The 26536-nt window shown below is 69.6% G+C and carries 22 protein-coding genes; 13 read left to right on the forward strand and 9 right to left on the reverse strand.

The genetic code is table 11. The features are described from left to right. Positions 1–1582, reverse strand: a 1582-nt coding sequence (gene pglX / locus DCI01S_RS12780) for a BREX-2 system adenine-specific DNA-methyltransferase PglX (RefSeq protein ID WP_156482601.1), incomplete at its 3' end; no start/stop codon positions are given. A gap of 101 nt (positions 1583–1683) precedes the next feature. Here pglX and DCI01S_RS12785 point away from each other — a divergent pair. Further along, complete coding sequence (locus DCI01S_RS12785) at positions 1684–2361, forward strand: hypothetical protein (RefSeq protein WP_061229584.1); 678 nt, start codon at positions 1684–1686, stop codon at positions 2359–2361. A gap of 8 nt (positions 2362–2369) precedes the next feature. Here the strand turns inward: DCI01S_RS12785 and DCI01S_RS12790 are convergent, their stop codons facing one another. Beyond that, entirely contained in the window at positions 2370–6419 is a 4050-nt protein-coding gene (locus DCI01S_RS12790) for a protein kinase domain-containing protein (protein ID WP_061229585.1), read from the reverse strand. A gap of 149 nt (positions 6420–6568) precedes the next feature. Between DCI01S_RS12790 and DCI01S_RS12795 the strand changes: the two genes are divergently transcribed. The 4 genes from DCI01S_RS12795 (at position 6569) to DCI01S_RS12810 (ending at position 9943) form a co-directional block, all read left to right on the forward strand. Then, positions 6569–7762 carry a TRAFAC clade GTPase domain-containing protein gene (locus tag DCI01S_RS12795; protein WP_061229599.1) on the forward strand — a complete coding sequence of 398 codons (1194 nt, stop codon included), beginning with the start codon at positions 6569–6571 and terminating at the stop codon, positions 7760–7762. A gap of 557 nt (positions 7763–8319) precedes the next feature. After that, positions 8320–8754 (forward strand): universal stress protein, encoded by a 435-nt coding sequence (locus DCI01S_RS12800; protein WP_061229600.1) that lies wholly within the window; start codon positions 8320–8322, stop codon positions 8752–8754. A gap of 92 nt (positions 8755–8846) precedes the next feature. After that, positions 8847–9194 carry a hypothetical protein gene (locus DCI01S_RS12805; protein ID WP_061229586.1) on the forward strand — a complete coding sequence of 116 codons (348 nt, stop codon included), beginning with the start codon at positions 8847–8849 and terminating at the stop codon, positions 9192–9194. Positions 9195–9295: 101 nt separating this feature from the next. Then, on the forward strand, positions 9296–9943 hold the full coding sequence (locus tag DCI01S_RS12810; RefSeq protein WP_061229587.1) for an HNH endonuclease family protein: 648 nt from the start codon (positions 9296–9298) through the stop codon (positions 9941–9943). On the opposite strand, the gene DCI01S_RS12815 is transcribed toward DCI01S_RS12810, so the two are convergent. From DCI01S_RS12815 to acnA, 6 genes are all read right to left on the reverse strand, one after another. Next, positions 9933–11471 carry a pyridoxal phosphate-dependent decarboxylase family protein gene (locus DCI01S_RS12815; RefSeq protein WP_061229588.1) on the reverse strand — a complete coding sequence of 513 codons (1539 nt, stop codon included), beginning with the start codon at positions 11469–11471 and terminating at the stop codon, positions 9933–9935. The genes DCI01S_RS12810 and DCI01S_RS12815 overlap by 11 nt on opposite strands. After that, positions 11468–12253, reverse strand: a complete 786-nt coding sequence (locus DCI01S_RS18180) for an MFS transporter (RefSeq protein ID WP_368664640.1) — start codon at positions 12251–12253, stop codon at positions 11468–11470. The genes DCI01S_RS12815 and DCI01S_RS18180 overlap by 4 nt, the downstream gene beginning before the upstream one ends. Then, complete coding sequence (locus tag DCI01S_RS18185) at positions 12253–12894, reverse strand: MFS transporter (protein ID WP_368664641.1); 642 nt, start codon at positions 12892–12894, stop codon at positions 12253–12255. The genes DCI01S_RS18180 and DCI01S_RS18185 overlap by 1 nt, the downstream gene beginning before the upstream one ends. 234 nt (positions 12895–13128) lie before the next feature. Continuing rightward, positions 13129–13971, reverse strand: a complete 843-nt coding sequence (locus DCI01S_RS12825; protein ID WP_061229589.1) for an aldo/keto reductase — start codon at positions 13969–13971, stop codon at positions 13129–13131. A 30-nt stretch (positions 13972–14001) separates the two neighbouring features. Next, positions 14002–14571, reverse strand: coding sequence for a TetR/AcrR family transcriptional regulator (locus DCI01S_RS12830; protein WP_061229590.1), 570 nt, complete (start codon positions 14569–14571; stop codon positions 14002–14004). Positions 14572–14663: 92 nt separating this feature from the next. Further along, the gene (acnA, locus tag DCI01S_RS12835; RefSeq protein ID WP_061229591.1) at positions 14664–17465 is read right to left on the reverse strand and encodes an aconitate hydratase AcnA; all 2802 of its coding nucleotides are present in this window, start codon (positions 17463–17465) and stop codon (positions 14664–14666) included. A 253-nt stretch (positions 17466–17718) separates the two neighbouring features. On the opposite strand from acnA, the gene DCI01S_RS12840 reads away from it, so the two are divergent. The 8 genes from DCI01S_RS12840 (at position 17719) to DCI01S_RS12875 (ending at position 25907) form a co-directional block, all read left to right on the forward strand. Then, positions 17719–18249: an Rv1476 family membrane protein gene (locus tag DCI01S_RS12840; protein WP_061229592.1), complete on the forward strand. Its 531-nt coding sequence runs from the start codon at positions 17719–17721 to the stop codon at positions 18247–18249. A 294-nt stretch (positions 18250–18543) separates the two neighbouring features. Further along, the gene (locus DCI01S_RS17920) at positions 18544–20070 is read left to right on the forward strand and encodes an NlpC/P60 family protein (RefSeq protein ID WP_244881729.1); all 1527 of its coding nucleotides are present in this window, start codon (positions 18544–18546) and stop codon (positions 20068–20070) included. A gap of 88 nt (positions 20071–20158) precedes the next feature. Then, positions 20159–21223, forward strand: a complete 1065-nt coding sequence (locus tag DCI01S_RS12850) for an AAA family ATPase (RefSeq protein ID WP_061229593.1) — start codon at positions 20159–20161, stop codon at positions 21221–21223. Next, positions 21220–22203: a DUF58 domain-containing protein gene (locus DCI01S_RS12855; RefSeq protein ID WP_061229594.1), complete on the forward strand. Its 984-nt coding sequence runs from the start codon at positions 21220–21222 to the stop codon at positions 22201–22203. The genes DCI01S_RS12850 and DCI01S_RS12855 overlap by 4 nt, the downstream gene beginning before the upstream one ends. Beyond that, positions 22200–23180, forward strand: coding sequence for a VWA domain-containing protein (locus tag DCI01S_RS12860; protein ID WP_061229595.1), 981 nt, complete (start codon positions 22200–22202; stop codon positions 23178–23180). Before DCI01S_RS12855 ends, DCI01S_RS12860 begins: the two co-directional genes overlap by 4 nt. Positions 23181–23246: 66 nt before the next feature. Beyond that, complete coding sequence (gene fabG1 / locus DCI01S_RS12865; RefSeq protein WP_061229596.1) at positions 23247–23978, forward strand: 3-oxoacyl-ACP reductase FabG1; 732 nt, start codon at positions 23247–23249, stop codon at positions 23976–23978. 1 nt (position 23979) lies between these two features. Further along, entirely contained in the window at positions 23980–24837 is an 858-nt protein-coding gene (gene inhA / locus DCI01S_RS12870; RefSeq protein WP_061229597.1) for an NADH-dependent enoyl-ACP reductase InhA, read from the forward strand. Positions 24838–24842: 5 nt separating this feature from the next. Beyond that, a complete protein-coding gene (locus DCI01S_RS12875; protein WP_061229598.1) occupies positions 24843–25907 on the forward strand; it encodes a ferrochelatase in 1065 nt (354 codons plus the stop codon). 10 nt (positions 25908–25917) lie between these two features. On the opposite strand, the gene DCI01S_RS12880 is transcribed toward DCI01S_RS12875, so the two are convergent. Continuing rightward, the coding region (locus tag DCI01S_RS12880; RefSeq protein ID WP_061229602.1) for an IS481 family transposase at positions 25918–26536 on the reverse strand (619 nt) is incomplete at its 5' end.

The following is a 26536-nucleotide window of genomic DNA, read 5'->3' on the forward strand; positions in this document are numbered from 1 at the left end:
GAGCCCCATATGCGGGATCTATCGGCGCACCAGGTTCGCCCTGAACACCCAACACCGCGCGGACCGTTTCGGATTGCGGACGCCGGTTTCGCGACACTAAGATCACGGTCGGCGTTCCGTGTCCGGGAATGTACGCACCTGAGGTATCGATAACTTCAGACAAGTCGACTGAAGGGAAGAAGGTTTCAACGATGGGCGTTCCAAATTCGCGAGCCATAAAAGAATTCGCTGTGATCTGTCCGACTCTTCCTGCACGGCTCCGGTCGTCGAGTCCAGACTTGGCCAAGTCGTGAAATAGGACCATGAACGGCGCCGTGAGTGCGTACTTTCCTTTACATACCATCGCGTAGAGTTCGCGGTAGCGGACATTAAGGACTTTGTCCTTAACCGTGATATATGGAGGGTTCCCAACGACCACGTCGTATTGGTCCCGCCTAAGGACGGTCCGCAAGGAGTCTTCGTCTTCAGTACTCAAGTTAATCTTGCCGGCCACTCTGTCGGGATCGAATTGATCGTCGCCGTAGTCCATCCCGGATGTCCACGTCCAGTCCTCGCCCCAGAGCAGCGAGTCGCCCGCGTACACCTGTATTGGAAGCTCGGGCACGTTGAGCAGGCTCGACCCGCCGATCGCTCGGAGTGCTGCCACCATGAGCCGGAACTGGGCGATCGCCACCGCGAACGGGTTGATGTCCACCCCGAAGATGGAGCACAACGCCAGGCGCACCTGCTCGGTCGGCTCCATTCCCGGAGCCTCGGCGCGCCAGTAATCCAGCATCCGCTCGAATGCACCGAGAAGGAAGTGCCCCGATCCGCAAGTGGGATCGATGATCTTAAAGTCCACGGCCCCGGTCCGACCCTCCGCATCGACCGATGGAAGGCGAGGGGAGCGCTCCCTCAAAGCCGGGGTAAGCGTGCGATCAAGGATAAACTCCTCAACAAATTCCGGCGTCTGGAGGAGCGCGTACTTCTTCTTGGCGTACTCCGACAGGTCCTGATACATGTCGCCCAGAAAACGCGTACTCAATGCCGGATTGCGCAGGGACCAGACGGTGGCGTTCTCGGCATCGGCCTGCCGCCAGAACTCCACCAGACGCTGCGCTGCGTCATCACTTGGCTCGGCGATGTGAATTCCCGCGTGCTCGCTCACCAGGGGCGCCGCCGCAGGAGAACGCTCCAGCTGGGAGAACGCATGCCGCAGATAGCCACGGAAGCTCTGATCGAGATTCGCCGAGAAGAAGCGGTCCTGCTCGTCCACCGCACGCCGACGCCCGTCCGCATCCGGTCCACTGATCCAGCGTTGGTGTGCCCCCAGCAGGTCGTTGTCCTCGCAGAACCGCACGAAGACACTCGTGAGCACCCACCCGACTGCCGCCTGGGTGAGCTGATCCTCTTGCCAATCGGCCCACGTGGCACCGGTGCGCTGCGATTCCTTGAGTGCCGCGTGCATGGCCTTCCACTCCGCCGTCTTGTCCAGGTCAGCCGCGAGGCGAGCACGCATGTCGTCGACGAGATCTCGCACCACTGGCTGCAACGCATCCGTGAGCGTTTGCTGCTCCGCCGACTTCCGCCGCTTACCCGCCACCTGGCACCTGGCCTTTCACACACGCGGACCCGCGCGTTGCGGGTCCCTCGAACATCCTACGAAGGCCGTGAGAGCGGCGAGACCCGGATAGTGTTTCCGACATGAACACCGACGAGGAGCGCCATCGCGCCGTCGCCGCAATCGACGCCCAGATCGTCGCTCTCATCGAGGACGGCGTCCCCGCCGACGCTCCGCGGATCCGGGCACTCAAGGCCAAACGCGCGGTCGCGCAGAAGAGCAAGAAGGCAATCAAGAGGTCTGTCCGCAAGGCCCGAGAGCGGCAGGCCGCGGCGGCAGTGGCTGCGGCAGTGGCGCCGGCCAAGGTCCCTCCGAAAACCGACGGGCGAATCACGCTGGTTCCCGATTCCGCCGCGGACTCCAAGCGCTTGCGGTCGTTGCCCAACAAGGAACGGAAACGGATCGAGACCGCCCGGATGGAGGTCCGGCAAACTCTGACGTGGTGCGAGGAACCGTCAGCCGAAGGGTTTCGCAACGCCATCGCGAGATGTGATGCCGAGATCAGCGCCCTGATCGACAGGGGAGTGGATTACGAGGCGGACGCCAGGACAATGCTGCGGAACCGGAGGGCCCGGCTAAAGGACCTCGCCGCGGCCTTCGCCTCCCGGCGACGTAAGTCGCACCCATCGGAGCTCGAGCTGGCCTTCCTGCTGGACGCATACCTGGAGCGTCGCCGCCGGATCAGCCGGGGGCCGGAGAACGTCGTCGGTGTGCTCGATGTGCGGTCCGGCGGCGCGCCCTCGCTGGGCAAGCGGAAGTAGACCCTCGCTTACACGCTCACCAGCTGCGAATCGCTGGTGATGGGGAGCGGGCGTCCGTCCACCTGGTCCGGCTGGCCCGGGGCGTCCTTGGCGCGGCCCGTCACCAACACCACCGGCCGGCGCGGGGGAGCGGTGAGATCCGTCCATCGCCCGAGCTGGGATAGCTGTGAGTACTCGGCGAGCAGCGAAGCTTCCGTGAGGACCAACGCTGCGCCGTCCGTGGCATCGACGTTGTCGAGCACCGTCGTAACGTTGGCCTCCATGACGCCGCGCACCTGCTCGGGCGGCAACCGCAGGAACTCCCCGCGCTTGTCCAGCTGGCCGCTGGTCTCGAGCAGAGAGTCCACGCTGGCGAGAACCTCAGCGGACAGGTCCACCACCTCGGCGCCCAGGCGCTCCGCCAGCTTGCTCGCGACCTCGTCTCCACGTCCGTAGGGCACCGAGACGGAGACGAACCCCGGGCTCGAGGCTGCGCGCGCCAGTTGCTCGATCAGAGGATCCTCGGTGCCGGAACGGTCGGTGACCAACGCGGACGGTGTCCGGGTATGCACCATGCTCAGGCCGGTTCCCTGCTGCGGGTAGCGGAAATCCCGGTGCTGCGGATCCCACGCCATCCCCGGCATGTGCTCGGCCAGCACCGCCTCCACGTCCTCACGCCTCGGCTCGCGGGTGCGCAGTTCCGGGAAGCGGGCGCGGATGAGATCCTTGAGCAGGCCCAGGTTGAACTGGCTGGCCGCCCGCGGCAGCGTCAGCGCGAGCAGCTCGGGCAGCTCCATAGCGGTGGAGTACAGGTCACCAGTTGCGGTGAGCGCCAACTCGTCGTCGCCTGCCACCGCCAGCTCCGCCAGGGTGAGCGGATCGATCCGGGACTCCGCGTCGGCGGCGTCCGAGGGCACCGACCGGGCCGCCCCCCGCAGCTCCGTGTGGACCAGCTCCGCGGGGACGTGCCGCACCCCCGGCTCGGCGAGCAGGTCGTGCGCCGCACGGTTGAGTTCGGCCACCAGGGGACGCGCCCACTCGGGGTGCACGCTCATCCCGATCACCCGGGCGGAGCGACCGCGGCGCAGCAGCTCCAGCTCGGATCCGCCAGCGGCGTCAGCGCGGTGCAGGCCCAGGTCGAACACGCGCAGCACGCCAAGCCGCAGGCGTTCGGAATCGCGGTGCCCCTGCTCCGCCGGGAAACTCTGCTCCACCGCCCCCGCGATCTGCCGGATGCTCGCGACCCCACCACGGCGCACGATCTCCCGGCGGGTGGCGGCGCGGATCTCCTCGAATGCCGCGGTGAGCGCCGGGGAGGATTGCCACAGTGCCGGGAACTTGCCGGTGAGTTGCGGGATCCTGCCAGCGCTCAGTCGCAGCGGCTCGGCGTACCGGGACATGGCCTGGAACGGATCCTCCGGCGCGCCCTCGCCCCGCCCGAGGATCGTCCGCACAAGCCGGTAATCGGAGCTGCGCGAGCTGCCCGCAGCCCGCAAGAGTTCCTCGGCCAGCTCCGCCAACGTCGGGAGAGCGACGGCTGTCACGGGAGTGGGAGTATCTCGAGGAGTGACCGGATCCCTCGTCGTCGTCCCCCCGTCACCCGCGCTGACCGACGCGGCGACGGCCGCGAGCGCCTCGCGGAACTCCTGCGCCGAGCCGAACCGCACCCCGCTGTCCCCATCGAGCAGACGGGTGAAGATCCCCGTCATCTGCTCCACCACGTCCCGGCTCCACTCGGGAGGCATCACCTCCGGACGGATCACCACGTGACCGTCGGTGAGCGAGGGCTCGCTCACCCCGTCCCCGTACGTCGGAGTCTCACCCGTCGCCATCTCGAACAACACAACGCCGGCCGAATAGCGCTCGGCCGAGGAGTCGGCGATCTGCCGCGACCGCCGACCCAGGAACGGATCGCGGTACACGCCCGTGCCCACCTTGGTGTGCTGAAGGGACTCGCGGGAGGCGGAGAAGTCGAACAGGGCCAGGTGCTGGCCGCGCCCCCGTCCCACGATCCCGAGGTTGGCGGGCTTGATGTCCCGGTGCGCGACCCCCGCCGCCTCCAGAGCGACAAGCATGTCCGCGAGGTTGATGGCGAACTTCCAGAACCGGTCTTGGGAGATCCGCCCGAGCTGCAGCATGCTCGCCAGCGAGACCTCCCCGCAATCCGTGAGCACCAGGCATGTGCGCCGGTCGTGGACGACCATCGGGCCCTCGAGCAGCGCCACGAACAGGGAGGAGTACTTGGCCGGCAGCCCCTGGCCGAGCGAGCGCAGGACCTCCGCCTCCGCGGCCAGGCGCTCCGCGGCGCGCTCGTCCCGGGCCACCTTGAGGACCTTGGTGGGTGGACCGGAATCGTCGGTGAGGTCTTCCACCTGCAGGCCCACCGCCGTCGACCCCGAGCCCAGGACCTTCTTGACGACAAACCGGGCCTCGAGCACCCCGTCGATCATCGGGCGCAGCGCGTCCATCTGCTCGGCGGCGGGCTGCACGGCTGCAGGTCGCACGGCCTCGACCAGGCGGCGCTCGAACCCGATCACGGGGGAGAGCCCTTGCCTGGCATCCGACACCCCGAACGTGGTGTTGCGCGCCTGGACCGTCGCCGCGGTGGCGTCCATGACGAGCGCCCGCAGTTTTTGGTCGAACTCGCTCGTCACGGCCGACATGTCCAGGCTGCGGTCCCGTTCCAACCGGTCGAGCAGTGACGAGCGGTCCGGGGCCGGGGCCTGCCCGCCGGTGAGGACGTAGTAGGCCAGCGCACCGAGAGAAAACAGATCCGCCGCCATCCGGTCCGGCGTGTGGATGCCCGAGGCCTCTGGCGCCAGGTACACGCGGCCGGCGAGCTCGTCTCCCGGCACCGAGGTAGCCGACCCTGTGGCCCCCAGGACTGTTCCCGAGGCCTCGGCCGCGCCCGCCCCGGACCAGCCGTCGACCTTCACCTCGATTCGGCCGTACCCGTCGACCGGCCGGGTGGAGAGCAGCTCGATGTTGAGCAGCACCGTGGTGGGATCGAGCCCTCGGTGCGCCACCTGATGCCGGTGGGCGTACAGCAGCGCGTCCGCCACCTGGCGGACGATCTCCACCCGCTCCCGCGCCGAGAGCTTGGCCCCCGGCAGCGCGACATCCAGCGGGCGATGGTCCGGCAGCGCCGGGTAGATCACCACCTCATCCGAGGTGCCGCGCAGCGTCTCCATCGACCGAGGGGCCACGATGTGCTCGTTGCCTAGTCCGGACAGCAGCTCGTACTCCCGGCGCAGCGTCCGGCGCATGCGCATCCGCTCGCCCTCGGTGGCGGCCGCCTCGACATTGAGTACGCGCGCCCGGATGGGCTCGTGGGTCTCGCGGTGCTCACCCTCCCACTCGTGGAAGCGCGGATCGGGTGAGTCGATGCGGTCGTGCAGGAGGTACGACCCCGCCAGGTGGTCGCGGACGGTGATACCCGCGATTCTGCGCATGGCCAGCGCGATGAGCATGCTCATCGCTTCGCTGATGCGCTCGCGCCCCACCGGCTCCTGGATCCGGTCGGCGATCGGCGGCAGGTTGGTCCGGACCTCCCGGCCGGGGAAGTCCGCCGGGTCCACCCCGAAGATGTTGTGCGCCCCGTCCGCCGGCAGGTGCGAGATGACCCCGGGATCGTGGAGGAACACCGCCTCCTGGATCCACGGCAGGCGACCGACCGCAGCGGCGACCTGACGAATGTGCGGGTCCTCCTGCTGATCGCGCGCGATCCGGCTGATCTCCTGCTCGAGCTTCGACTTGAACCGCTGCGCCTTGCGACGCGTGGCCACCATCGGTGAGCGCATGGTGTCCACGCGGCCATTGCGGTCAGTCACCCAGCGGTGCTCGTCGCCGCCGATCCGGCCGTGGTACGACTTCAGCTCGAGCAAGTGGATGCGTGACTGGCCCACCACCAGCGCGTCCACCTCGTGCCACTGGCCGTGGGAGTCCTGGAACTCGAAGTTGGCCCACACCCGGTACGGCTCCGAGTCCGGCACCGCGTTGGCGAGCAACGCCAGACCCTGCTTCTCGTGTTCAAACGCCGAGCGGGAGACCTCTTTCCAGCGGGGGGAGTTCTGAAGCACGGTGAACGGGTCTCCTCGTCGCGGATCGGGTGCGGGCGACTAGCACCTCCCGCGTGGGCGGAAGGTCTGGCCACTTGCCAGATCCTAGTCGTGGGACGATTCCCACCTTTGCAGATGTGGTGAGCGATGTGTCCTCTACGCTTCCCGCCATGGCGAATTTCCCTAAGGTCCAGGAGCAGAACATCGCGGTGTTCGGAGAATCCGGCTCCGGCAAGACGGTGTTGGTGTCCTCGTTTTATGGTCCCACCCAGGAAAGTGCGTACCAGAACGACCTCTGGGATCTTGTGGCACTCCAAGCCGGTCAAGGTGGCCGTCTACTCCAGACTTATCTGGGCTTGCGAGACAATGCAGCTACGCCTATTACAAACCGATTCAGCGGCACCACCTACCAATTCGCGGTGAAGCTCAAGACCACCGGGCTGAAGGAGTCCACGAAGCGCCCGTTCGACGAATTGCGCCTCATGTGGCACGACTACCCAGGCGAATGGTTCGAGAGCGACCCGGACGGCGAGGAAGAGAAGCAGCGCCGTCTCGAGACATGGAAGAACCTACTCAAGTCGGACGTGGCCCTAATCCTCGTGGATGGGCAGAAGCTGCTCGATCACCGTGGCGAGGAAGAGCGTTACCTCACCTCACTCTTCGCCAACTACCGCCAGAACCTCCTTCGAATCAAAGACGACCTGCTCGCTACCGACGGACCACTCGTCGAGTTCCCGCGGATATGGGTCCTTGCATTGTCCAAGTCCGATCTCCTGCCCGACTGGACAGTCGAGAAATTTCGAGACCTCCTCATCCTGAAATCCGCGGGAGAGATCAACAGCCTCCGCGACACGATCGCCGGCCTTCTCGACACGCCCGAGGCTCTCTCGCTCGGCGAGGACTTCCTCCTCCTCTCGTCTGCCAAATTCCAAACGAAACCGGGAGGGTCTGAACCGTCCGAGATCGATCTGACCCAGCGCGTGGGCGTGGACTTGATCCTGCCGCTGGCATCGATTCTTCCGCTGGAGCGCCGAGTCCAGTGGCAACAGCAATTCGACATCCCCCTTAAAGTCGTGGACAAACTGGCCGATGGCGCCGACGTGATCGCAGCCGCCCTCCTCGGTATGAAGTTCAAGACAGTGGAGAAGCTGTTCAAGAACGTTGCCAAGACCAACAAGGCTGTCGGGGTCTTCATCCACTTGACGCCGATCCTCGCCGCCGCCGTAGCCGCCGCGGGGCCCAAACTCAAGGAAGTCAACACAGAGGCTCGAGCCAAGCAAGACCATCTTCGCGCGATGCTCACACAGTTCAAGCTCGACTTGGAGCAGTCCGTCACCGACAACGTGGCGCTGTTCCGCAAGTGACGACCCACTCGGAGGGCGCCCCGCGATTGATCTGGGCCACCCGAGGTGCGAACTGGGGTTTCCGCTTTCTGCTTGGTGCAGGCCTCGGTGACCCACTGGCCGCGTATGAGCGGGCGTTCGGTGGCGACACCGATTCAGCGAAGGCGTTCCATCGCTCCACAGATGCGATTGCCGTGCGGTTCCCCGATCCACTCCAGCGAAGTGACGCCGCAGGGCGCATCATTCCTCACGAGATAGTTGCGCTCGGCCCGGGGATTGACCTCATCGACTCACTTGAAACTGGCGTCCGAGAGCTCTGGCCTCGGGTTTCGGGAATCTACTCTCAGATCTGGGACTCGGATGATCCCCCCAGCCGGGACGAGATCGAACGCGGCCGGTTCTGATCGCACCCATAGTTGAGTCCCACCCAGTCTGCATCGAGGGCACGCGGCGTTCGCGCATGAGACCGTCGAACTCGCGTAACTCCGCCCGTCCCTTCCATCCCGTCTACGGTGGGGGTGTCGTCGGTGCACGACATGTCCAGCGCCGGCGACGAACTCGTCGAAGGAGGAGCGCTCATGGATACAGGACCAGTCGTCGTCGGAGTGGACGGCGGCCCCGATTCCCGGCGGGCACTGATCTGGGCGGCCGACTACGCCCGCACGGTCGATGCGCCGTTGATCGCGCTGACCGCGTTCGACGTCGCGCCGGTGTTCGGCCCGTACGCGATGTCCGGGGCGGAGTCGCCCAAGAAACTGGAGGAGCAGGCGCGGCAGGTGCTGGCCGACACCGTGCGTGACACGCTCGGGCCGGACGCCGTCGTGCAGCAGCTCGTCATGCGCGGCCACCCGGCCGAGTCGATCGTCGCGGCGTCGCGGGATGCCCGGCTCGTCGTCGTGGGGTCGCGCGGGCGCGGCGGGTTCGCGGGCATGTTGCTGGGATCGGTGAGCCAGCACGTCGTGCCGCACTCCCATTGTCCGGTGGTGGTCCTGCCGCGACAGGAGAAAACCTGACCCGGGGTACCCGATGCACGCCCGCCGAGACGCCGGTTACATAGGGCACCCTAAGCAGGCGTTATGTCCTTCCGACCTGAGAGAATCGCCGTATGGACATCGTCTTCAACATCGTGCTCATCCTGCACTTCATCGGCCTGGCGGGCATCATCGGCGGCTGGCTGGCGACCATCAAGGCGCCCCACGTCAACAAGGCGATCCTGCACGGCGCCATCCTGCAGGTGGTCACCGGCCTGCTGCTGGTGGGCCTGCGGGAGATGGACGACGTCGACGTCAACCACATGAAGATCGGCATCAAACTGGTCATCGCGCTCGTCATCCTGGTGGTGGCCATCCTCGGCGTCCGCAAGGAGGCCCGCGCGCAGGGCACCACCGCGACGCTGGCCCATGTCGCCGGTGCGCTCGGCATCGTCAACGTCGCGATCGCGGTCTTCGTCTGACGCACCCCGCACATGCGCCGCCCCTCGACCTCGAGTCGGGGGGCGGTTTCGTAGAGGGCATAGTGGGTTTCGAACGAGTACCGCGGGATGAGGAGGGCTTCATGAGCAATGCTAATTCCGAAGTCCCGGCCCCGGGCTCGACGCCCGCCGCACCCGCGCCCGAGGACAAGGCCGATGTCCTCGCTGATGTCGTCGCCGCGCTGGAAGCGGACGGGCTCGGTGAGGGGCGGCGAATCCTGCGCGAGCGGTACCCGTTCACCCCGGTGGAGAAGACGTCGCGAAGCTACACCGAGCGGGCCTCTCTCCGGCTGTTCTACCGCGACGGATTCACCGACCGGTACAGCGGCGCCCGCCTGATCAACCCGGGAGCGCTCCGGCTGCTGTCAGTTCTCCTGCCCGAGGACTTCCCAGCGGATCCGAACTGGGCGATGTCGCGGTCGCACTTCGCCTTCTGGGAGTTGTTCCCGACGATCGATCATCTACACCCCGTCTCCCGGGGCGGTGCTGACGCGGACTCCAACTGGATGACGACGTCGATGCTGCGCAACTCCGCCAAGGCCCACTGGACGCTCGCGGAGCTGGGGTGGAACCTCCATCCGCCGGGTGATCACACCGTCTGGGACGGCCTGACCGCGTGGTTCATTCGCTACCTTCGCACCGACCCCGCGCCACTGGCGGTGCCGTACATCGGTCGATGGTTCCGGGCATCGGCACAGGTCCGCGCCGAGTTCGCCGACCTCACTCCATGACGGCCGCGAGGTAGGCCCGGACGAGACGGGCCCCGACGTCGGCGGGGAGGCGCTCGATCGCCGCCATGAGCGGAGCCATGCCGCCGCCCGTTCCGTCCTCAGGCGCGTCCGCGAGGACTCCCGAGACCATGGCGTGGACGTCGTCCTCGGGCAGCGCGAGCAGATCGCCGGGGGAGAGGGCGCCGGAATCCAGTGCGGCGAGGACGTCGCCGAACGCGGCCGGCGGCGTCGGCGCGCCCCGACCCCGCGCCTCGTCGGCCGCCTCGCGCGCCACCCGGAGGATGTCGTCGACCAGCCGTTCGGTCACCGGGGTGACGGTGAGGTGGGACGACGACGACAAGAGGCCCCGCTCCTGGCGGTGGGCCGGCTGCGCCTGGACGGAGATGCCCCTCCGGCCACAGGCGTCGGCCCAGAGGTGGGGAGGGACGCGTCGGCCATCATCGACGGTGTCGTCGGTGGCGACTGCGAGCAGCGGTCCGGGGTCCCGGTCGAGAACCCGCAGCCCCTCGATGGCGGACAATCCCTCGACCAGGCGATCGGTGGCGCGAGCGGTGCGGGCGACGAGTTCCCGCTGCCCGTCGTCGCCCAGGGCTTCGAGGACCGTCCACGCCGCCGCGGCGGGTTCGAGGGGCTTAGACCCGGCGAGCGTGGGGTTGACCACGGGGTAGCCCGGCCAGTCCACGGTGGCGAACCACGCGGCGCGGTGGCGTTCCCGGCCGCGGCTGAGCAGAACCGAGGTGCCCTTGGGAGCGAAGCCGTACTTGTGCAGGTCCGCCGAGATGCTCGTGACGCGCGGCACGCGCAGGTCCCACCGCGTCGCCACCTGCGACCCGCCCGGTTCGGCCCGCGCGGCCTGGGGCCAGAACGGCAGCACCAGCCCGCCGAGGCAGGCGTCGACGTGCAGCCCGATCCGCGGGTCGTGGCGTGCCTCGAGCCCTGCAGCGACCTCGGCCACAGGGTCGATCACCCCGTTCGGGTACGCCGGGGCCGAGCACACGACGAGCACCGTCCGGTCATCGACCGCCGCGAGGAGCTCGTTGGCGGATACCCTGCCCGTCGCCGGGTCCACCTCGACGCCGACGAACCGCAGACCCAGCAGGTGCGCGGCCTTGCGGAACGCGGCGTGCACGGTGACCGGGGCGACGATCGCCCCGCCGCCGCCGGGCTCCCGGCCGGACACCTCCCGGGCGGCCAGGCAGGCGAGCATGCAGCTCTCGGTCCCGCCGGAAGTGACGCTGCCGTAGACCGTCTCCGACGTGCCGCCGAGGATCGCCCGGACACGGTCGACGATCCCCCCGTGGATCGCGGCGACCGAGGCGAACACCGTGGGGTCGAGACCGTTGACCCCGTGCGCCAACCGGGCGGCGCGGGTCGCCAACTCGTCGAGTTCCTCCAGTCCCGAGTCGTACACGTACGACAGGACCCGGCCGCCGGTCGTCGGCGGATCCAGCGCCCGGAGCGCGGCCAACCGGGCCAGGGCGTGCTCTCCGCGGTCGGCGATCTCGAGGGCCAGGGGATCGGGGGTCATGTGCGCTCCGTCCATCGGGGATAGGACCTGCCAAGGGTCCGGATCAGCGGCAGACTCATCGCCGCGAGGACCGCGGGGACCACGGAGAACGCCAGGACGATCGCCCAGTGCGCCGACCCCGGCTGATCGGCCACCCCGCCGGAGCGGAACCCACCGACCGCCAACAGGGCGAGGACGACCACCGGCCCCAACGCCATCGCGCCCGTCTCGGAGGCCGTCCACAGGCCGCTCATGGCGCCACTTCGTCGTCGTCCCCCCAATGTGCGATCCAGGTCGGTGCAATCCGGCAGCATCGACATCGGAAGCGCCTGCATGCCCGCGTACGCGACGCCCGCCAACGCCACCGGCACGTGCACCCACCCACCGGGCGCGAAACCGGCCGGGACGAGCAGAAGTGTGGCCACCGTGAACACGACCGTCGCCACGGCGAGCGCCGGAACCTTGCCCCACCCGTGTGCGAGCCGCGCCCACAGCGGCATCACCAGCAACGCCGGCCCCACCAGGGCCAGGAACAGGCCGGTCAGCGCGGTCTCGTCGCCCAGCACGTACGTCGCCACGTACTGACCGCCCGCGAGCATCACCGCAGTGGCCACCGCCTGAAGGCAGAACACCACCACGAGCAGCCGGAACGGCCGCGTGGTCCGCAGCGCGTCGAGGCCGTCGCGATACTCGTGGGCGAGGCCACCCGCGGGTGCGTCGGCGCGCATGATCGTGCGGCGGCCGGCCACGAACGTCGACCACAACATCCCCACCAGCATCACCGCGGCGACGCCCGCTGCCATCACCACGTACCCGGTCGCCCCGCCACCGGCCGCGTCCCGCAGCGCCGGGCCGCCCCGCCGGTGAGCAGTATCGCCGCGGCGAGCACCGGCACCCGCCACGCCAACACCGTCACGCGGGCGGCGGCGTCCTCGGTGAGCTCGGCCGGCAGCGCGAGGTACGGCACCTGGAAACACGAGTACGCGAGCGAGGCCAGCAGGAAGAAGCCCATCACCCACACGCCCGCCGCGCCCGTGCTCCAGCCCGTCGGCGCGGCGAACGTCGCCACGAAGAGCACCGGAAGCGCCAGCGCGCCGGACAGCATCAGCCCCGTGCGGTAGCCGGTGCGGTGCGACGCGCGGTCGGAGATCGCGCCGATCAGCGGGTAGGCGAGCACGTCGACCACCTTGGGCACCAGCACCAGCACCGTCGCCACCGCCGCGACGACCCCGATCGAGTCCGTGAGGTAGTACGCCAACACCAGGCCGGGCAGCGTGCCGAACGCGCCCGTACCCAGGCTCCCCGCTGCGTACGAGGCCAGAACCGGGGCCGTGGTGGCGCGATCGCGCGCCGTCCGGCCCAGCGCGTCGTGGGCGACGGCCGCGTCGTGCGCGCCGGCCGCGTCGTGCGCGACGGCCGCGCCGTGCGCGCCGGTGGTGGTCATGGACCGACTCTAGGACGCGCCGGCCCGATCCCGCCGTTGAAAAGAGCGTTCCGCACACGCGCCTCTCGGCAGACGTGTGCGGAACTGACTTCTCGACGCTGGCAGCGCAGCCCTAGAGCGAAGAGCCGTCACTTCGGTACGTTCTGCGGCCGGCTCTCCTGGGGAAATGCTGACCTAAGTGACGGCTGACGGGCGACAGCGCGAGCCGCTCGCCGGTATGCGGACGGTTGGCCCTCAGCCGCGCCAGTCGAAGACGTCCGGATCCGGGCCGGAACGCGTGCCGTTGTGCAGCGCCGAAACCGAGGCCATCTGCTCGTCGGTCAACTCGAAGTCGAACAGCTCGAGGTTCTCCCGCATCCGCGCGGGGCTGGAGGACTTGGGGAACACGATGTCCCCGCGCTGCAGCACCCAGCGAAGCACCACCTGGGAGACGGTGCGCCCGACCTGCTCGGCCAGCGCCGTGAGCTGCGGGTCGCCGAAGACCGTCCCCTGGGCGAGCGGGCTCCACGCCTCGACCGCGATCCCGCGCTCGACGCAGGCGGCGCGGAGCTCGTCGTTGACGAAGTACGGGTTCGATTCGATCTGGTTGACCGTCGGGGTGCTCAGCCCGGCATCGGCGAGACGGGCGAGGTTCGCCTCCGTGAAGTTGGAGACGCCGATCGAGTCGACGGGCAGGTCGGAGCGGATCTCCTCCATGGCCTCCCAGACCCGCGCGACATCGTCGTGCATGGCCAGCGGCCAGTGGACGAGGTACAGGTCGATCCGGCCGCCGAGCGCCTCGAGCGACCGCTCGGTGGCCTCACGGGCGGCCGTGCGCTCGTGGAAGGTGTTGTTGAGCTTGGTCGTGATCCAGAACTGCTCGCGCGGGATCCCGGAGGCGGCCACCGCCCGGCCCACGCCCTCCTCGTTGCCGTACATCTGCGCGGTGTCGAGGTGCCGGTACCCGACCTCGATGGCGTCGGTGACCACCTTCTCGGTGTCCGCGGGCGGGACCTGGAACGTGCCGAACCCGAGTTGCGGGATCGACCGCCCGTCGTTCAGTTCGATCGTCGGGACGTACGTCTGGGGTGTGCTCATGCGCTACAACGTACGCCCCGGCGCGCGTTGTCACCCCTGACCGGTGCGCAGCGACGCCTCCACGAGGTCCAGCATCTCGCTGACGTGCTCGGTGCCGCGGCCGGTGGCCAGGTGCGTGATGAGTCCGTCGAGGATGATGTCGAGGTAGACGCGCAGAACGTCGGCCGGGATGTCAGTGCGCATCCGACCGGAGGCCTTCTGCTCGCGGAGTCGAGCGACGATCGCCGCGTCCACCTCCGCCTGCCGGTCCGTCCACCGTTCCCGGAAGTCCGGGTCGGTGCGGATCCGACGGGCGATCTCCAGCCGGGTGCCGAGCCACGAGAACTCGTCGGGGTCCGCGAGTATCTCCCTCATCACCTGAACGAGGCCCTGCTCGGCGACCGTGGCGGCCATCGCCGCGGCGTCGTCGTGGGCCAGGGCGAGGAAGAGGGCGTCCTTGTCGTCGAAGTGGTGGAAGATGGCGCCGCGGCTCATGCCGGTGGCCTCCTCCAGCCGGCGCACGGTGGCCCCCTCGAACCCGTACTCGGCAAAGCACTCACGGGCGCCGGACAGGATCTGCCGGCGTCGGGCGTCCATGTGGTCCTGGCTGACCCTGGGCATCTCACAACCTTTCTCGCGGATACACCGCGGCGGTGCGCAGTTCCCCGCCCGATTCAGGGGGTACCGCGCACCGCCGACGATGTGAGAGGGGATCAGCCCTTGATCATGTTGCGCAGCACGTACTGCAGGATGCCGCCGTTGCGGTAGTAGTCCGCCTCGCCGGGGGTGTCGATACGCACGGTGGCATCGAACTCCACGGTGGAGCCGTCCTCCTTGGTCGCGGTGACCTTCACCGTCTTGGGCGTGGTGCCGTTGTTCAGCTCCTCGATGCCCGCGATGTCGAAGGTCTCCGTGCCGTCCAGGCCGAGGGTCTCGTGGGACTCGCCCTCGGGGAACTGCAGCGGGATGACGCCCATGCCGATGAGGTTCGAGCGGTGGATGCGCTCGAAGGACTCGGTGATCACGGCGCGGACGCCGAGCAGGCGGGTGCCCTTGGCGGCCCAGTCACGCGAGGAGCCGGTGCCGTACTCCTTACCACCCAGCACGACGAGCGGGATGTCCTGCTCGGCGTAGTTCTGGGCGGCGTCGTAGATGAACGCCTGCGGCGCGCCCTCCTGGGTGAAGTCGCGGGTGTAGCCGCCCGTCACTCCGTCCAGCAGCTGGTTCTGCAGACGGATGTTGGCGAACGTGCCGCGGATCATGACCTCGTGGTTGCCGCGGCGGGAGCCGAAGGAGTTGTAGTCCTTACGCTCCACACCGTTGGCGTCCAGGTACTGCGCCGCCGGGGTGCCCGGCTTGATGGTCGAGGCCGGCGAGATGTGGTCGGTGGTGACCGAGTCGCCGAGCTTGGCCAGGACGCGGGCGCCCTTGATGTCCTTGACGGGCTCCGGCTCCATCTCCATGCCGTCGAAGTACGGGGCCTTGCGGACGTAGGTCGACTTCTCATCCCACTCGAAGGTCTTGCCGTCGGGGGTGTTGAGGCCGCGCCAGCGCTCGTCACCGGCGAACACGTCGGCGTACTTCGACTTGTACTCGTTGGAGGAGATGGAGGCCTTGATGGTCTCCTCGATCTCCTCGGAGGTGGGCCAGATGTCCTTGAGGTAGACGTCGTTGCCGTCGTGGTCCTTGCCCAGCGAGTCGCTGGAGAAGTCGAAGTCCATCGTGCCGGCGATCGCGTAAGCGATGACCAGCGGCGGGGACGCCAGGTAGTTCATCTTGACGTCCTGGTTGATCCGGCCCTCGAAGTTGCGGTTGCCGGACAGGACGGCGGTCGCGGTGAGGTCGTTCTCCTGGATCGCGTTGGAGATCTCCTCGGGCAGCGGGCCGGAGTTGCCGATGCACGTGGTGCAGCCGTAGCCCACGAGGTGGAAGCCGAGGGACTCGAGGTCGGGCCACAGGCCGGCGCGCTCGTAGTACTCGGTGACGACCTGCGAGCCCGGAGCCATCGAAGTCTTGACCCACGGCTTGGCGGTCAGGCCCTTCTCGTGGGCCTTACGGGCGAGCAGGCCCGCGCCGATCATGACCGACGGGTTGGACGTGTTGGTGCACGAGGTGATCGACGCGATCGAGACGATGCCGTGGTCGAGCACCATCTCCTTGCCCTCGACGGTGACCTCGACCGGCTTGGAGGGCCGGCCCTCGGCGCCGGCGGAGGCGTCGGCGCGGACCGAGCCCTCCTCGGCGTGGACGAGCGTGGCACCCTCGGCCGGGGCGTCACCGTACTGCGTGGAGCCCTTCTGGGTGTCCTCGAGCGTCGTCGCGTCGTCGCCCACGTAGTTGTGGATGTCCTTCCGGAACGCGCTCTTGGAATCGGACAGCTCGATGCGGTCCTGCGGGCGCTTGGGGCCGGCGATCGACGGGACGACCTCGCCCAGGTCCAGCTCGAGGTACTCCGAGAACGCGGGCTCGGGGGCCTCGGGGTCGAGCCACATGCCCTGCTCCTTGGCGTAGGCCTCGACCAGAGCGAGCTGCTCCTCGTCGCGGCCCGTGAGGCGCAGGTAGTCGATGGTCTCGCCGTCGATCGGGAACATGGCACAGGTGGAGCCGAACTCCGGACTCATGTTGCCGATGGTGGCGCGGTTGGCGAGCGGCACGGCGGCGACGCCGGCACCGTAGAACTCGACGAACTTGCCGACGACGCCGTGCTTGCGGAGCATCTCGGTGATCGTGAGGACCACGTCGGTGGCGGTCACGCCGGGCTTGATCGAGCCGGTGAGCTTGAAGCCCACGACGCGGGGGATGAGCATGGAGATCGGCTGGCCGAGCATGGCGGCCTCGGCCTCGATACCGCCGACGCCCCAGCCGAGAACGCCGAGGCCGTTCTCCATGGTGGTGTGGGAGTCGGTGCCCACGCAGGTGTCGGGGTAGGCGACGCCGTCGCGGACCATCACCGTGCGGGCCAGGTACTCGATGTTGACCTGGTGCACGATGCCGGTGCCCGGGGGGACGACCTTGAAGTCGTCGAACGCGCCCTGGCCCCAGCGGAGGAACTGGTAGCGCTCTTCGTTGCGCTGGTACTCGATCTCGACGTTCTTGTCGAACGAGCTGTGGTCACCGAAGGACTCGATGATGACGGAGTGGTCGATGACCATCTCGGCGGGGGCCAGCGGGTTGACCTTGTCCGGGTCGCCGCCGAGCTTCTCGACGGCCTCGCGCATGGTGGCGAGGTCGACGATGCAGGGCACGCCGGTGAAGTCCTGCATGATCACGCGCGCCGGCGTGAACTGGATCTCCGTGTCGGGCTCGGCATTGGGATCCCAGTTCGCCAGGGCGTCGATGTGCGCCTTGGTGACGTTCTTACCGTCCTCGGTGCGCAGGAGGTTCTCGGTGAGGACCTTGAGGGAGTAAGGGAGCTTCTCCGCTCCCGGGACCGCCGACAGGCGGTAGATGTCGTAGGCCTCGTCGCCGACCTCAAGGGTCCCCTTGGCGCCGAAGCTGTCAATGCTTGCTGTCACGTCAGCTCCACTCGTGGTGTCTATGTCGATTCGTCATCCCTCCCGGAGCCGTCACCTCGTGTGTGTCGGGCGGCGACGCCGGGGTGGACACACGGTCCATTGTGGACCCTGCCATACGTCTGCGGCCCCCAATTTACCAGTACGGACGTTCTGTATAAACCCGGCACGTCCGAACGTGGGAACGGCACTGCGGTTGTCGCGCCGTCGGCGCGTGGGTTCGGTGCGACGACGACGAGATGGCACCATATCGGGCGTGGACAACCCCGACGATGCCGTGATGACGCTCGCCCGCGAGGCCGGGCCGATCCCGTCGTTGGGCGAGGACGAGGTACCGCAATGGCTGGACTTCCCGGCGGTCGTGGCGGATCTCGCCGACGACGGGGTGTCGGCCCCGGAGCCCTTCGTCGAGGGTCTGCGGACCGTGGTCGAGGAGGCGGCGGATCGCGGGCTCGACCTCAAGGTGGTCTACACGGAGGCCCCCGCGGCGGTCTACACGGACGCGCGCGACGTGGCGACCTTCCTCAACGAGGAGTACGGGGGCACGATCCTCGTCCGCACACCCGCCTTCATCGGCAGCTCCAGCGACACGATCCCGAGGCACCAGCTCGAAGCCGGCCAGGACGACGCCTGGGAGGAGTTCGACCCGGTCGCCTCCGCCGCGGTCTTCGCCCACAAGATCACGGCACCGACCCCGCCGTGGGGGGCCGTCACCGCGGTGACCCTCGTCCTGGCCGTGGTGGCGATGGTCGCGTTCGCCATCGTCCTGCGCCGCCGCGCCCACTGACACGCGTCTACTGACACGCCGCGGACACGCCGCGGACACAACTGTGCATTGAGTTACAGCAGTGTATTTTGCTGCCCGCTGTTTCACATGTGTTCGCTGTGACTTACGGTGCTTAAGGAACCATCGGTTCTCCCGAGGCGGTAACGAACTCCAGTGGCGCAGGGGAAGGCATCACCGGAGCACGCGCCGCCCCGGTCACGCGTCCCGCCGTGCGGGGCGCGCGGTCAGCCGCACCCCCGTGCGGTCAGCGGAAGGTGAAAAGTGGAGCCTGAGCATTCGTCCCGCCGTGCCCCGGTGGCACGGCCACCGAAGAGCCCGTCGAGGGCGGCAGGGCGCGCGGCCCTGGCCGCGGCGCTCGTGTTGGGAACGGCCTCCGGGCTGCTGCACCCCCCGGCCGCGGGTGCGCAGGGTGTCTCCGCCGTCGCCCCGGGCGACATCTCGGGTCTCATCCGGGCCGTCGCCGACGCCACCGCGAGGCTGGACGGCACCCGCGAGTCGATCGCGGTCAAGCGCGAGGGCGTGAACAAGACCCTCGTCGATCTCCAGATGGCCCGGGTCGACCTCGATCGCGCGATCGCCGAGGCCGATCGCACGTCCGCCGAGCGCGCGCAGGCCGACTCCGGTGTCGAGTCCGCCCGCAGCACACTCGACGACTACTCGCGACTGCTGCACCGGCAGGGCTCAGCTCCCGGCGCCGCGTCGGCGATCCTCGACCCGGGCGGGCCCGGCGAGGCCGGCCTGCGCCAGGAGTACCTCCGTCGCGCGGCGGCCGACCAGCGTCACGTGGTCGGGGAGATGGTCGCCGCGGCCGACGAGGCCGCCCGCCGGGAGGCCGAGGCGGTCACCGCCCGCGACGCGGCACAGCAGCGGTACTCCGACGCCGCCGCCCGTCGCGACGCCGCCGAGGCGGAGGTGTCCCGGGTCGCCGCCGAGGTCGCCGGACTGGAGGAGCGGGTCGCGGCGCTGACCCGCGAACTCAAGAACCACCGCGCCGCGCTCGCGGAGTCCGGGGCCACGCCGGCGGGGCCCCCGTCGGGCCCCACCCCGGGGATCGATGCCGAGGCCGAAGCGATGCGCGCCGAGGCCCTGCAGGTCCTCGCCGCCGATCCGGAAGCCGGTGAGCAGGCCGCCGACATCGCCTCCGCCCTCCCGGCCCACCTCGACCTCGGCGCCGTGCGCCAGTTCGCCGGCGGGTCGTCGGACCAGGCCACCCGCGCACTCGGCGGAGCGGTCGGGGGCGCCATCGACGCCGGCAGCGTGGGTGCCGCCGTCGACGCGGGCATCCGCGTCGACACGGAGGCGATCGTGCAGCAGGTCGCCGACGCGATCGGCCGCGCCGACCTCGGGTCGATCGCCCAGGGGCCCGCGTCCCCGGGCACCGGCCACGGCGGAGATGCGGGCACGCCCTCGAGCAACGCACGAGTGGAGACCGTCATCAACCGCGCGCTCTCCCAGCTCGGCGTCCCGTACGCCTGGGGTGGGGGAGACGCGAACGGGCCCACGCGCGGCATCCGCGACGGTGGCGTCGCCGACAGCCACGGCGACTACAAGAAGATCGGCTTCGACTGCTCCGGGCTGATGATCTACGCATTCGCCGGGATCGGGAAGGCCCTGCCGCATTACACCGGTTACCAGTACACCGCCGGCCCCCAGTACCCGGTGGCCACCCGCCAACGCGGCGACATGTTGTTCTGGCCCGGTCACGTGGCGCTGTACCTCGGTGACGGCAGGATGGTGGAGGCCCCGCAGTCGGGTGACGTCGTGAAGATCTCGCCCGTCCGCATGGCCGGCATCTCACCCATGGTGGTCCGGCTGGTCTGAGCCGCGCAGCGGTACTGTCGTCCCCAGCCCGTTCGGACGGCCCGGGCGGGCGCCCGGAACACCCGACCACGCGAAGGAGCCCTCCGCGGTGAGCGATCCCCACCCCGACCATCCGACCCAGGCCGCCGCGTCCCCCGCGGTCAGCGCCCCGACCGCCGCCGAGGACGCCCGGCTCCTCGAGCGCGCGGTCTACGAGGTCAAGAAGGTCGTGGTGGGCCAGGACCGCCTGATCGAGATGATCCTGGTCGGTCTGCTCTCTCGCGGCCACATCCTGATCGAGGGCGTGCCGGGCGTCGCCAAGACGCTGACCGTGGAGACCTTCGCCTCCGTGGTGGGCGGGAGCTTCCGCCGTCTGCAGTTCACCCCGGACCTCGTCCCCGCGGACATCGTGGGCACCCGCATATACCGCCAGGGGCGCGAGGAGTTCGAGGTCGAGCTCGGCCCGATCCTGGCCAACTTCGTCCTGGCGGACGAGATCAACCGCGCCCCGGCGAAGGTCCAGTCGGCGCTGCTGGAGGTGATGGCGGAGGGGCACGTCTCCATCGGCGGGCAGACCTTCCCCATGCCGAGCCCGTTCCTCGTGATGGCCACGCAGAACCCCATCGAGAGCGAGGGTGTCTACCAGCTTCCGGAGGCCCAGCGGGACCGCTTCCTGTTCAAGCTCGTGGTGGACTACCCGAGCCCCGACGAGGAGCGCGAGATCGTCTACCGGATGGGTTCCACCCCGCCGACGCCCACGCAGGTCCTCGGCGTGGACGCGCTCGTGCGGCTGCAGAACGCCGTCCGCGAGGTGTTCGTCCACCACGCGCTGGTCGACTACGTCGTCCGGGTCACCATTGCCACCCGGGAGCCCGCCCGGCACGGACTCGAGGACGTCGCCCGGTGGCTGTCCTACGGCGCCTCACCGCGCGCCACCCTCGGTGCCGTCACCGCCGCCCGCGCCCTCGCCCTGGTTCGGGGCCGCGACTACGTCGTCCCCCAGGACGTCGTGGACGTCCTGCCGGCCGTGCTCCGCCACCGACTCGTGCTCACCTACGACGCACTGGCCGACGAGGTCTCCGCCGACACCGTGGTCCGCCGGGTGCTCGAGGCGGTTCCCCTCCCGCAGATCAGCGCGGTCCCCGCCCAGGCCGGCCCGCCGCCGTCACGGTGACCACCGCGGACGAGGGCAGGCGCGACGACCCGGTCGACGCGTCCTCCCGCGCGGCCCTGACCCAGCTCGAGCTGCTCGTCACGCGCCGCCTCGACGGTGTCCTCAACGGCGACCACCGAGGGCTGCTCCCGGGGCCGGGCACCGAACCGGGGGAAGCGCGCGCCTACGAACCGGGCGACGACGTCCGCACGATGGACTGGTCGGTCACCGCCAGGACCACCGTGCCCCACATCAGGCAGACCATCGCGGACCGTGAGCTCGAGACCTGGCTCGTCGTCGACCTCACGCCGAGCCTCGACGTGCAGGGCCGCCACGGCGTGAAGAGGCGTCTGGTCGAGGCGGCGGTCGCGACCGTCGGGTTCCTCTCCGCCGGCGGCGGCAGCCGCGTGGGGATGGTCCTCACCGGGGACGGGCGGCCGCGGGTCCTCCCGGCCACCGGAGGGCGCGACCACGTCCGGCGGCTCCTCGAGGAGGTCTCGCGGTACCCGGCCCAGGTCTCTCCCGGGGGCGCGCTCGACGACTGCCTCCACGCGGTCCGCAACGCCGCGCGTCGCCACGGTCTCGTGGTGGTCATCTCCGACTTTCTGTCCGAGGTGGACTGGGAGCGCTCCCTGCGCGTGCTCGGTACCCGCCACGAGTTCCTCGCGGTCCACGTGGCCGACCCGCTCGACATCGCCCTGCCGGTCGTCGGCGCGGCCCTCCTCCAGGATCCGGCCACCGGCGAGGTCCTCGAACTGGACGTCGACGACGCCCTCGCGGCCGACTACCGCCGCGCGGCCGGCGAACACCGCGAGCGCGTCCACTCCGCCCTGCGACGGTGCGGTGCGCCGGTACTCGCGCTGCGCACCGACCGCGACTGGATCCGCGACGTCATCGACTTCGTGGGCATCCGACGCCGGGGTGGGCTCCCGACCGGCGACAGCGTGACCCGGGATCTACCCGACGACCACCGCCCGGCGGGGGAGGTGACGAGCCGATGAGCCTGTCCGAGTTTCAGCACCCGCTCTGGCTGTTCCTACTGATCGTCCCGGTCGCCCTCGCTGTCGGGTACGTCATCGCGCTGCGCTCGAAGAAGCGGCGCACCGTCCGCTTCGGCAACTTCGGCACCCTGCGTACCGTCGACCGCCGCGGTCGCCGCTGGTTCACGCACGTCCCGGCGGTGCTCCTGGTGCTCTCCCTGCTGGCGCTCGTCGTGGCACTGGCCGGCCCACAGAGGGAACAGAAGGTCCCACGGAACCGGGCCACTGTCATGCTCGTCGTCGACGTCTCCCTGTCCATGGAGTCCACCGACGTCTCACCCTCGCGCCTCGAGGCCGCGCAGCAGGCCGCCACGACCTTTGCCAACAATCTCACCCCGGGCGTCAACCTGGGCCTCGTCTCCTACGCCGGGACCGCCTCGATGCTCGTGGCCCCCACCACCGACCGGGGTCCGGTCGTCCGCGCCGTCGACCGGCTCAGCCTCGACGAGCGCACCGCCACCGGCGAGGCCATCTACACCGCCACCCAGGCGATCACCACCTTCACCGAGAGCCTCGGCGGCCCCGACCAGGCCCCGCCCGCCCGGATCGTCCTCCTCTCCGACGGCAAGGAGACCGTCCCCGCCGACCCCACCGAGGAGCGTGGCGCGTTCACCGCCGCCGAGCGCGCCGCCGAGGCCGGGATCCCCGTCTCCACGATCTCGTTCGGCACCCTCTACGGCACCGTCGACATCCAGGGCCGGCCCCAACCGGTCCCCGTCGACGACGCCTCCCTGCGCACGATCGCCGAGCTGTCCGGCGGCGACTTCTTCACGGCGTCGACCCTCGAGGAACTGGACTCGGTGTACCGCACCCTCGAGGAGCAGATCGGCTACGAGTGGAAGAAGGCCGACGCCTCGCGGCCGTGGCTCATCATCGGCTCCCTCCTCGCCATGACGGCGGCGGCAGGCTCGCTGACCGCGCACCGCCGGATCCCGTGAGTCCCGGCGGGCCGGCGGAACGCACCAGCGCCGGGCCCGCCGGCCCGGCTCGCTAGGGTGGGGGGCATGGTTTCCGAGAGCACGCACGGCACCACCCCGCGGACAATCCTCGTGACCGGGGGCAACCGCGGGATCGGGCGCGCCGTCGCCACCAGGCTCCACGCCGACGGCCACCGGGTCGCCGTCACCCACCGGGGCTCAGGCGCCCCCGACGGGCTGTTCGGGGTGCAGTGCGACGTCACCGACCCCGACTCCGTCGACGCCGCGTTCACCGCGGTCGAGGCCGAGTACGGGCCGGTCGAGGTGGTCGTGGCCAATGCGGGCACCACCGAGGACACCCTGCTCATGCGCATGAAGGACGAGCAGTTCACCCGCGTGCTCGACGCCAACCTCACGGGGGCGTTCCGCGTGGCCAAGCGCGCCTCGCGCGGGATGCTGCGCGCCCGTTTCGGTCGACTGATCTTCATCGGCTCCGTCGTGGGCCAGTCCGGCACCGCCGGCCAGGTCAACTACGCCTCCTCCAAGGCCGGGCTCATCGGTATGGCCCGTTCGCTCACCCGTGAGCTGGGGTCGCGGAACATCACGGCCAACGTCGTCGCGCCCGGCTTCATCGACACCGACATGACCGCGGGGCTGGACGACAAGACGCAGGAGATGGCCGTCGCGGCCATCCCGCTCGGGCGCAAGGGCTCGGCCGACGACGTGGCCGGGCTCGTGAGCTTTCTCGCCGGCGACGACGCCGGCTACATCTCCGGGGCCGTGATCCCGGTCGACGGCGGAATGGGAATGGGGCACTGACATGAGCCAGACCGAGACGGACGCCACGGTCGCCTCCGGCGATACCACCACGACCGGCGGCGGACTGCTGGCCGGCCGGACGATCCTCGTCACGGGAGTCATCACCGACGCCTCGATCGCCTTCCACATCGCCAAGCACTGCCAACTGCACGGCGCGAAGGTCATCCTCACCGCGTACGGCCGGCCCTCCCTCGTCAAGGCGATCGCGAAGCGCCTCCCCGAACGTCCGCCGGTGATCGAGCTGGACGTGCAGAGCGAGGACGACCTCGCCGCACTGGCCGACCGGGTCCGCGAACACGCCGATTCGCTCGACGGCGTCGTCCACTCGATCGGGTTCGCGCCGCCCAGCTGCCTCGGGGACCCGTTCCTCGACGCGCCCTGGAAGGACGTGGCAGTCGCGCTCGAGGTCTCGGCCTACTCGTACTCCGCCCTGGCCAAGGCCACCAGGCCACTGCTCAACCGGGGCGCGTCGATCATCGGACTCGACTTCGACCCGCGGTTCTCCATGCCCTTCTACAACTGGATGTCGGTCGCCAAGAACGCGCTCGAGGCCGTCAACCGCTACGTCGCCCGCGAACTCGGCCCCGACGGCGTGCGGTCCAACCTCATCGCCGCCGGCCCCGTCAAGACCCTCGCGGCCAAGGCGATCGCCGGCGAGGCGCTCGGCCCCGGCGGCGAGCTGGACAGGATGCAGGACGAGTGGGATCGGCGGGCGCCACTCGGCTGGGACGTGGACGACCCCACCTCGGTCGCGACGACGGCCGTCGCCCTGCTCTCCGACCTCATGGCCGCCACGACCGGCACCGTCATCTACGCCGACGGCGGCGCCGGGACCGTTTCCTTCAGCGGACAGGAGTGATCTGTATGACCGCATCGACCGACGCCCCCTCCACCCCGGGCGCCACCTCAGGGCAGGTGGACGCCCTGCTTGTGCTCTCGTTCGGCGGCCCCGAAGGCCAGGACGACGTCATCCCGTTCCTCGAGAACGTCACCCGCGGCCGCGGGATCCCGCGCGAGCGCCTCGAGGAGGTGGCCACGCACTACCGGCACCTCGGCGGTCGCAGCCCCATCAACGACCTCAACCGCGAGATCATCGCCAACGTCGAGGCCGAGCTGGCGGACCGCGGCCGCGACCTGCCCGTGTACTTCGGCAACCGCAACTGGACGCCGATGGCCGAGGACACCGTCCGACAGATGGTCGCGGACGGGGTCCGCAACGCCGCCGTCTTCGCCACCTCCGCGTGGGGCGGGTACTCCGGCTGCGCGCAGTACCAGGAGGACATCGCCCGCGCCCGCGACCAGGTCGAGGGCGCGCCCACCATGGTGCGGCTCCGCCAGTTCTACGACCACCCGCTGTTCATCGAGCGGTTCGCCTCCGACCTGCGGGAGGCCATCGCCTCCGCCGCGGCGGGGGCCCGGGTGATCTTCACCGCCCACTCAGTGCCCACGTCGGCGGACGAGGCGGCCGGGCCGCCGTCACTCGGCGGCCACCTCTACAGCCGTCAGGTCGCCGAGGCGTCGCGCCTCGTCGCCGAGGCGGCGGGCGTCGCCGACTACGACCTGGTCTGGCAGTCCCGCTCCGGTCCGCCGAGCGTGCCGTGGCTCGAGCCGGACGTCGTGGACCACGTGAGCGAGCTGGCCACCTCGCAGGGTGTCACCGACGTGGTGATCGTCCCGATCGGATTCATCTCCGATCACGTCGAGGTCATCTGGGACCTGGACACCGAGCTCGTCGACGAGGTCCGCGAGCTGGGGGTCACGGTCACGCGGTGCGCCACGCCGGGTCCGAGCCGAGAGTTCGCCCGGATGGTGCTCGAGCTCCTCGACGAGGTCGAGACCGGGTCGGCTCAGGACCGCCCCGGTTCCGTACCCGCCCTCGGCCGGAACCGCGACGGCGCCCGCTGCGCCCTCGGCTGCTGCGGGGGCTGACGGCGGCCGACTAGCTGTACTGCCCACGCAGGTTGTGTACGCGGTCTGCGGGTGAGGCGCCTCGTAGTGCGGTGTGGCCGCGGTGGAAATTGTAGTGGTGCAGGAACGCCGGGAGGCGAGCTGCGCGGTCGGATTCGCTGACGTACGCGGCGGCGTAGGCCCATTCCTCGAGCATGGTGCGGTTGTAGCGCTCGACCTTGCCGTTGGTCTGCGGCCGGTACGGGCGAGTGCGTTTGTGCCTGATCTCCGGCCCGAGGGCGTCGGCGAACGCGTGGGAGCGGTAGCAGGAGCCGTTGTCGGTCAGGACCCGCCGCACGGTGATCCCGGCGTCGGCGAAGTAGGCGTGGGCTCGGTGCCAGAATCCGGCGGCGGTCTCTTTGCGCTCGTCTTCCAGCAACTCGGTGTAGGCCAGGCGTGAGTGGTCGTCGACGGCGTTGTGGATGTACCAGTACCCGGTCCCTGCTCGCCGGTTTCGACGCCCTTTGGCGCGGCCGAGGACCTTGTGCCCGCCGCCGTCAGGGATGCGGCCGAGCTTCTTGATATCCACATGCACCAGATCGCCTGGCGCTGCGTGCTCGAATCGGCGCACCTGCCGCTTGCCCGCACGCACCGGGGCGCCGGTGGCCGGA

The organism is Dietzia cinnamea NBRC 102147, assembly GCF_001571065.1.
In the GTDB taxonomy this organism is placed as follows: Bacteria; Actinomycetota; Actinomycetes; order Mycobacteriales; family Mycobacteriaceae; genus Dietzia; species Dietzia cinnamea.